This window comes from Streptomyces cylindrosporus, from assembly GCF_022698165.1.
GTDB lineage: Bacteria > Actinomycetota > Actinomycetes > Streptomycetales > Streptomycetaceae > Streptomyces > Streptomyces cylindrosporus.
Genome location: NZ_JALDAY010000044.1, coordinates 1 through 391, shown reverse-complemented (window position 1 = coordinate 391; position 391 = coordinate 1). Strand labels below are relative to the sequence as shown.

The 391-nt window shown below is 69.8% G+C and carries 1 pseudogene; it reads right to left on the bottom strand.

The features are described 5' to 3' along the window. Positions 1-391 (bottom strand): annotated as a pseudogene (locus MQP27_RS50785) (type III sulfide quinone reductase, selenoprotein subtype); the annotation flags it as partial.

Here is a 391-nt window from a genome sequence, read left to right as displayed (position 1 = left end):
GGTGACCAGTTCGATGCCCTTCTCCTTCAGCAGTCCGCCCAGCGCCCGGGCGGCGACCGGCTTCGTGAAGGCCGCGTCCAGCGGAGTGACGTACACCAGCTGGACCTTCTCGCGGACGCCGCAGCGCTGGAAGAACCAGTCCACCAGGAAAGCGAACTCCAGTGGTGCGACGGGGCACTTGACCGGAAGGTCCGCCACGTTCACCACGACACGGCCGCCGTCGAAGCGCTCCAGTGCGTGGCCCAGGCCGATCGCGCCGGGCAGGTCGTAGAAGGTGAAGACGCTCTCGCCCCAGCCGGGGCCGGTCAGGCCCTCGGTCTCCTCCGGCAGCAGGCGGGCACCGGTGGCGACCACCAGCACGTCGTAGCCGAGGCGGATGCCGCCTGAGAGA